Origin of the sequence: Pseudomarimonas arenosa (assembly GCF_014841215.1) — a bacterium.
GTDB lineage: Bacteria > Pseudomonadota > Gammaproteobacteria > Xanthomonadales > Xanthomonadaceae > Pseudomarimonas > Pseudomarimonas arenosa.
In genome coordinates this window covers 1-8,061 of the sequence record NZ_JACYTR010000098.1, presented here as the reverse complement: position 1 = coordinate 8,061, position 8,061 = coordinate 1, and the positions used below count along the sequence as shown (strand labels likewise).

General features: G+C 57.2%; 3 protein-coding genes. All 3 read left to right on the top strand.

Going from position 1 to position 8,061, the window contains the following annotated elements:
* Positions 1-2,930: 2,930 nt before the first annotated feature.
* The 3 genes from IFO71_RS20930 (at position 2,931) to IFO71_RS20920 (ending at position 7,326) form a co-directional block, all read left to right on the top strand.
* Complete coding sequence (locus tag IFO71_RS20930; protein ID WP_192031635.1) at positions 2,931-3,359, top strand: hypothetical protein; 429 nt, start codon at positions 2,931-2,933, stop codon at positions 3,357-3,359.
* Positions 3,360-4,510: 1,151 nt separating this feature from the next.
* The gene (locus IFO71_RS20925; protein ID WP_332309431.1) at positions 4,511-5,032 is read left to right on the top strand and encodes a GNAT family N-acetyltransferase; all 522 of its coding nucleotides are present in this window, start codon (positions 4,511-4,513) and stop codon (positions 5,030-5,032) included.
* 1,727 nt (positions 5,033-6,759) lie between these two features.
* Positions 6,760-7,326 carry a DUF4272 domain-containing protein gene (locus IFO71_RS20920; protein ID WP_192031634.1) on the top strand — a complete coding sequence of 189 codons (567 nt, stop codon included), beginning with the start codon at positions 6,760-6,762 and terminating at the stop codon, positions 7,324-7,326.
* The last annotated feature ends 735 nt before the right edge of the window (positions 7,327-8,061 follow it).

Below are 8,061 nucleotides of genomic sequence, written 5' to 3'. Positions count from 1 at the left end.
CTCGCTCCGCTTCTCGTTGGCGGGTCGTCCTGTTCCCTAACTACGTATTTGAGCTGACCGCGGGGAGAGGTCGTGATGTTTCCTGAAGTGTTATCGTGCCGCGGCACCTCAATACGGCGTTAGCGCTCGTGTGAAGCGCCCCTGAACCCCCAGGGCTACAATGCACGGCGGCCATCAATCTACGACCACTATTGACGTCATAAACTTTGCGCACTGCCCCTCGGATTCGAATACGTTGATGGAGACCAGAGTCCCGTCCTGCATCTCAACTAGTATTGCGTGGTAGTTGCTGCGCTGCGGAAGTGGTTGAGTGTGCGAAATCAGTTTTGTCGGCTGATTGCCCGCTAGGTACGACACCGCCTCTTGAAGTGAACGGCCTTCATCTAGTATACAATGGTCGCTGGATACTTCGGCGAACCTAGCGGAGTGGCGTACTTCAGCTACAAATTTGCGAGCCGTGTACTCATCTTGTATTTCACCGGTCGCAGCCACGCCAACGCGCCATGGTAGTACCATAACCCACCCGACCACAGCCGAAACCCAATACTCGCGCACAATCGGTCCATCCATTCGCTTCAGGTGGCATTGGAGTCTTCGAGTGATAAAGAAGTTCCCGCCAAGGCAAACTGTGCTTGCGCGAACCTGCAGTACTGTAGACTAAGGATCCACGGCTCTAACTACGTATTCGAGCTGACCGGTGGGAGAGGCGATGGTGTTTTCTGTTAGTCTGCCGGCCACCGGCAGCTCAATACGGCGTTAGATTCGTGAGGATCGCCTATGGGATTTGATAGGCTTTTCGTTCTTGCCGTATCGGCAGCGCTTGCCGTACTTGGCGCGACCCTCATGGCGTGGGCTTGGCCATTGTTCGCTGATCCCCCGGTCCTCGGAAATGCTGTTCGCGCCGGAACAGCTGCGGTGCAGCAACTCTCACTCGAGGGCCCCAACAGCGAGAACTAGTTTCCGTCGCAGCACACTACCCCTGGCTGTTTAGGCGGCATTCTGAGGCGGTCGTACTTGTCATGTTCAGTTCCGTTGCCCTAATCTGCCTAGCGATTCTCTTGCTGGTTGTTGGTTTTCGCATGCCAAGTGCGGGCAACCATTCCCAGTCACGAATCTAACTACGTATTTGAGCTGACCGTTGGGAGAGGTGATCGTGTTTTCTGATATGTTTCCGGCCAACGGCAGCTCAATACGGCGTTAGGCTACAGCTGTAAAGCCCTTGAGTTTGTCTGTTGAAATCTCTGGAAGCCTCTGTTTCCCGTTGCATGTCACAGACGCAGTGGTGAGCTTGACCTTGCGGTCAGCACGGGCGTGGCGTCGCTCCGCATGGGGCTCTCGGCCATCAGCCCGTGCAGCTTCGCTCCACTGGGCCATCGAAGGCTGCGTCCCGCTTCGCGGCCCGCCCGGTCGCCTCGCCTTGGTTGGGCTGTCCGCTTCTCTTCGTCCAGGATACAATCCCCTCGTTGGCCTCTGCACACTGACAAGCCGTCGCCCCGTTCATTGGGGCTTTCTCACGGCCTGAGAGCAACGCTTTGTATGCGGTGGCTGTACCCTAACTACGTATTTGAGCTGACCGCGGGGAGATGTCGTGGCGTTTCCTGTAATGTCATCGTGCCGCGGCACCTCAATACGGCGTTAGGCTACAGCTGTAAGGCCCTTGAGTTAGTCTGTTGAAATCTCTGGAAGCCTCTGTTTCCGGCTGCATGTCACAGGCGCAGTGGTGAGCATGCCCTTACGGTCACCGCGGGCGTGGCGTCGCTCCGCATGGGGCTCTAGGCCATCAGCCCGTGCAGCGTCGCTCCGCATGGGGCTCTAGGCCATCAGCCCGTGCAGCTTCGCTCCACTGGGCCATCGAAGGCTGCGTCCCGCTTCGCGGCCCGCCCGGTCGCCTCGCCTTGGTTGGGCTGTCCGCTTCTCTTCGTCCAGGCTACAATCCCCACGTTGGCCGCTGCACACTGACAAGCCGTCGCCCCGTTCATTGGGGCTTTCTCACGGCCTGAGAGCAACGCTTTGTATGCGGTGGCTGTACCCTAACTACGTATTCGAGCAGACCGTGGGGAGAGGTCGCGGTGTTTTCTGATGCGTGTTCGGCCCACGGCTGCTCAATACGGCGTTAGGCTGGGGTTCACCGCTTCACTCGGTGAGTAGCTACAAGTCTGAAGGTCCGCGCAAGATGTTTTTCTCGGCTCGGCGTTGCCCGCCACCCAATTTTGTCTTGCCAGGCCTGTTTGGTCCTCGCCTGGTGGCGGCCCCGAATCCCGCGCTCCGAGTCCTGGGTCCCTCTGCAGCCCCATTCAGGATATGCTCCGCCCATAGGTCGAAACGCCACCACCTGAGTTCCCGGTCATTCATTCAGACCGCACAGATTGGTGCTTTCGGCCTAACTACGCGTTAGAGCAGACCATTGGGAGAAGTCACGGTGTTTCCTGAAATGACAGTAGCCAATGGCTGCTCAACGCTCAGTTAGGCCACAGCTGTAAGGCCCTTGAGTTTGTCTGTTGAAATCTCTGGAAGCCTCTGTTTCCGGTTGCATGTCACAGGCGCAGTGGTGAGCTTGACCTTCCGGTCGGCACGGGCGCGGCGTCGCTCGGCATGGGGCTCTCGGCCATCAGCCCGTGCAGCTTCGCTCCACTGAGCCATCGAAGGCTGCGTCCCGCATCGCGGCCCGCCCGGTCGCCTCGCCTTGGTTGGGCTGTCGGCTTCTCTTGGTCCAGGCTACAATCCCCTCGTTGGCCACTGCACACTGACAAGCCGTCGCCCCGTTCATTGGGGCTTGCTCACGGCCTGAGAGCAACGCTTTGTATGCGGTGGCTGTACCCTAACTACGTATTCGAGCTGACCGCGGGGAGAGGCCGTGATGTTTCCTGAAGTGATGTCGTGCCGCGGCACCTCAATACGGCGTTAGATGTACTCTTTTTGAAGGTGTTGCAATGCTTGAATCTCTTGCAAACACGCTGAGCCTAAAGGGCGTCCTCGACGGACTGAAGCCATTTGGGTGGGAGCACATTGATCACTGGGCACAGGGTGAGTTCCATCACGATGTCGTGCTTCGCGTGAAGAACACGCCGCAGGAGCTACCCGGCCCGGTTGTTGTCGTCAGCACCAACTGCAACGGTGGCGTCAAAGAAGTTCTGTGCCTCGGCGACGTGCCTGACAGGTTCGGCCTGTGGCACTACCGCTGCCCCGAGAATCCTGAGTTTGAGGGCCCGGCTCCTGACGTGCGTGGGTTCGCGCGCACGGTGCATTGGTTCAACCCGTGCGATCTGCTCAAGCCTGGCACTCGCAGCGAGTACAAAGAAGAGTTTCGTAAACGTCAACGTGGCGGCGGCTATGTGTGTGTCGACGCCTCGGAAGAGTAATCTAACTACGTATTCGAGCAGACCGTGGGGAGATGTCATGGTGTTTTCTGATGCGCTGTCGTGCCACGGCTGCTCAATACGGCGTTAGCTATCAGTATGTTTCGGTATTGGCTAGGTTTACTTCTGCTGTTGGCGGCCTCTTGTCTTTTGGCGGCGGAAGTTCCTTCACCCTATCCTCGCCCAGCAACCTTACAAGTTGCACGCACGCTGACGTCAGTCGAGTTGCTCACCCTCAACCCCGACGATCTAGACTCTTGTTCCAGCACCGAGGCCAAAGCCCATTCCCAATGTTTTCACGGCTGGCGCATCCTTGGCCGCGCTAACGCATCTGCGCAGGCCGCGTCAATCGCAACAGAGGTGTCACGCTGGGCAGATACATCTTGGGGCGAGGGAGTCTCCTACTGCTTCATTCCGCATCACGGCATTGTCATACGCTCCGCCACAGACGAGCTCCATTTTGTGGTCTGCTACATGTGTGGCAAGGTTCAAGTATTTCGGGCGGGCCGCGAAGGTCTGTTTGGCGAGTTTCCGGTTTCTGGCATCCCTGACGTCGTCAACGGAGTCGCCAAATCTCTGGGTCTCCCATTGCCGGCAATCTATGCTCCCGTGTCTGATAGCTAACTACGTATTCGAGCTGACCGTTGGGAGACGTCATCGTGTTTTCTGTTAGTCTGCCGGCCAACGGCAGCTCAATACGGCGTTAGGCAACAGGGGCTTCGAACCGAGGCAAGCATTCTGGATTCCGATTTTGCGTTTCAGCTTCGCTCTTCGAATCCGCGTCCTTCGAAGTCCCGAGATCGGATCCCAACTTGTGTGTGGAATCGTGCCATCGCAGGTAGACACGCCTTGGAATCAGTCCGCGCAGCTCCGCTCCACTTGGCCTACTCGTCGCCGCGCCCCGCTTAGCGGCGCGCCCCAATGCATCGCTCTTACCGGCCTGCACGCTTCCCCGATTCCTGGCTACAATTGGGGCTAATCGCGCTTCGTAGATCAGCTTCTTGGTTTCGCGGTGGTTGTTTGTCGGTCGGCTCTGCACATCTTCTGCAGGTCGTCCTGTTCCCTAACTACGTATTCGAGCTGACCGTGGGGAGAAGTGGTCGTGTTTTCTGACAAACAGTCTGCCCACGGCAGCTCAATACGGCGTTAGCCACGTGCAGATACGTTCGTTTGGGTTTGATGTGCGCGAGGAAGAGCCTGGCGACCTTGACGCCATCGAGGCCGTCATTGTATCCGCGTTCTTGAGCGCTCCTCGCAGTAGCCGCACCGAACACATTATCGTTCGAGCGCTACGCTCTTCCCGGCAGCTTGCTGTGTCACTCATCGCGACTTTCCGCGAAGAGGTCCTGGGTCACGTGGCCGCATCGCCGGTCAGCCTCTCGTCCGGCCAGAGTGGCTGGTATGGTCTCGGGCCCGTCTCGGTCACTCCCGCCCACCAAGGCCGTGGGGTGGGTCAGTGTCTAATCAAGGGCACACTCTCAAGGCTCCGCGCTCTCGGCGCTCAGGGTTGCGTGGTTCTGGGCTCGGCTGGCTACTACTCGCGGTTCGGCTTCACTTCCATTCCCTCGTTAGTGCTGCCCGGAGCCACACCGGAGCACTTTCAAGCCATCTCATTTGCATGCCTTCCACCAACCGCTGTAGTTTCATACCATGAGTCGTTTGTCGCACATGGCTAACTACGTATTCGAGCAGACCGTGGGGAGAAGTCGTGGTGTTTTCTGATGCGCTCCAGGCCCACGGCTGCTCAATACGGCGTTAGTCAACTGGGGTTTTGAACTGAGGCAGCCCCTTCAAGAGCGCTTGCTTCGGTGGCTTCAAAGCAGATCAATCTTCCAGCCAACAAGCGCGAGCTGTGGTCTCGGCCAGGCCCCAAGCGTCTCGCATTTTCATGCCCGGCTCTTTCCAGCTCTGGGCACGCACTAGCCGAATTCCCGCGAGGGCAATTCCAAATCTTTCGCAGGGCGCACAATTTGCTTCCTCGCGCGTATACTTCAGTCTTTCGCGGCGGCCCTATCCACAAATCTGTCTATGTACAAGCATCGCCCGTTGTCTAACTACGTATTCGAGCTGACCGCGGGGAGAGGCTCCGTGTTTACTGATCAACTATCGCGCCGCGGCAGCTCAATACGGCGTTAGATTGCAGCAATATGCGCTTTCGAAGAGCCCCTTTCAGCTTCGCTCTGCTCTTGTCCTCCGCGGGCATTTCTTTGGCTATCACGAGCATCGCACTGTACGCCTGGCTGTTCCCTGTTTCTGACGCGGAGATTTCGAGGTCCTGGGTCGATGCTTGGGCGCCGGCATCGCTGGTTACCTTCACTTCGCTCTGCGCGCTGTTTCTTTGCACTCTCCTCTCTTCGCTCTTGCTATTGCTCGGTCCCGCTGTCACGCGCCGTGTTGCATTTGTTGCTCTTGCCATTGCCATTTCCTCTGCCACCATTGTTGTCCTGGAGCACAGGTCTCTTGCGGCTTCCATCTCCGAGTCAGCCGGGGTGCGAGTTGCACCGGTTTGGGAAGGGCTCCTTGGCATCGGTGGTGCAATCTAACTACGTATTCGAGCTGACCGTTGGGAGATGTCATGGTGTTTTCTGATATGTTGCCGGCCAACGGCACCTCAATACGGCGTTAGTCCACTGCGGTTTCTGACAGCGGCATGGAGGTTGGTGGGTCGAAGCTCGGGGTGATCGAACGCTTCGGCCCCCGTCGGCGCAAGAGCTTCGTGCGCATGCCTTTCAGCACGTGTGCTGCTTGCTCCCGCGCCGATTGCTTCAGCTCAGCGCATCATTTTCTTGCGCTCGGCAATCTCTCGCCCTACGCTCGGCACAAGCAAACTAGGTCTTCCGCAGGAGCATCGATTTGGGTGGTCGCAGGCACAATTCAGTCTTTCGCATGGGTTCCAAGGGCATTTCAGCGTGCGGCAATTTTGCGCGTGGTCTAACTACGTATTCGAGCAGACCGTGGGGAGAGGCCGCGATGTTTTCTGATACGATTTCGGCCCACGGCTGCTCAATACGGCGTTAGTCAACTGGGGTTTTGAACTGAGGCAGCCCCTTCAAGAGCGCTTACTTCGGTGGCTTCAAAGCAGATCAATCTTCCAGCCAACAAGCGCGAGCTGTGGCCTCGGCCAAGCCCCAAGCGTCTCGCATTTTCATGCCCGGCTCTTTCCAGCTCTGGGCACGCACTAGCCAAATCCCCGCGAGGGCAATTCCAACATCTTTCTCAGGGCGCACAATTTGCTTCCTCGCACGTATACTTCAGTCTTTCACGGCGGCCCTATCCACGAATCTGTCTATGTAAAAGCATCGCCCGTTGTCTAACTACGTATTCGAGCTGACCGCGGGGAGAGGCTACCGTGTTTACTGATCAACTATCGCGCCGCGGCAGCTCAATACGGCGTTAGGTGTCTATGTCCGACGATATGGAATACTGCATTCGCCCGAGAACCGCGCAAGAAGTCGCCGAGCGGTCCCTTGCGCTCTTGGCGGTTACGTCAAGAGCTTTTGAAGATGTCCCGACGCGAACTCTGAACTGGGCGAAAGTCAACGAGATTGACAAATTCTTCTCTGACAAAGAGCGTGAGTTTTTCTTCCTGCCGAATCGGCCCGATCAGCGCGACATCAATACCTTCAGCTGGAAGATTGAAGCGTTGGTTTCGCTTCTTTGGGCGCTGCGAGCAATTGAACAGTTCCCTCCTTTGAACGTTCAAGTCGACCTAAACTCGGTTGGTGCTCTTGTTCTTGCATACGAGGCACCTTCTAAATTTGTCAATGAGGCGAAACTTCGCCCCATGCCGGAGCTCGAAGAGCTCGAGAATGCCCTCTACAATCAGCACTGGCGCGTCAGAGATGCTCAGCTATTTGGCCGTCCCATGCCAGTTGAACTTAATCCAATCGTTGTCTACGAGCGGCGCTACGGCATGAGCTGGTTGGTTGGCTGGGGAGAAGACTGGGATGATGTCCCAACAGACACCTAACTACGCATTTGAGCTGACCGTTGGGAGAGGTGATCGTGTTTTCTGTTAGTCTACCGGCCAACGGCAGCTCAATACGGCGTTAGGTTCAATGCCAAACCCCACGAGCGGTCTCGGCGCTACGGTTCGAGCCTATTGGCACTGGTACCTGACAATTTGGCTTTGGCCAATTTACGCGTTTCTGGCGGAGAACCTTGCCCCAAGAGCAGGCGGAGAGATTTCTCACCTGTTGGTCGTGCTTTTCTTCCTCTGGTTCATTGTCGGCTCGGCGCTGCACGGCAGCCTCTACTTACGGGGCTTGGTGGCTTATCGACCCGTGGTGTTACTTGGTATGCTCACCCCATTCCTGGTCTGGCTGCTCTTGTTGGCAATTGGCAACATTGTTGGGGCTATTTAGCCCGAGAGGTGAGCGCCAGGGAACTCGGCACATTGAACCTAACTACGTATTCGAGCTGACCGTTGGGAGAAGTGATCGTGTTTACTGTTAGTCTGCCGGCCAACGGCAGCTCAATACGGCGTTAGTCAACTGGGGTTTTGAACTGAGGCAGCCCCTTCAAGAGCGCTTGCTTCGGTGGCTTCAAAGCAGATAAATCTTCCAGCCAACAAGCGCAAGCCGTGGCCTCGGCCAAGCCCCAAGCGTCTCGCATTTTCATGCCCGGCTCTTTCCAGCTCTGGGCACGCACTAGCCCAATCCCCGCGAGGGCAATTCCAAATCTTTCGCGGGGCGCACAATTTACT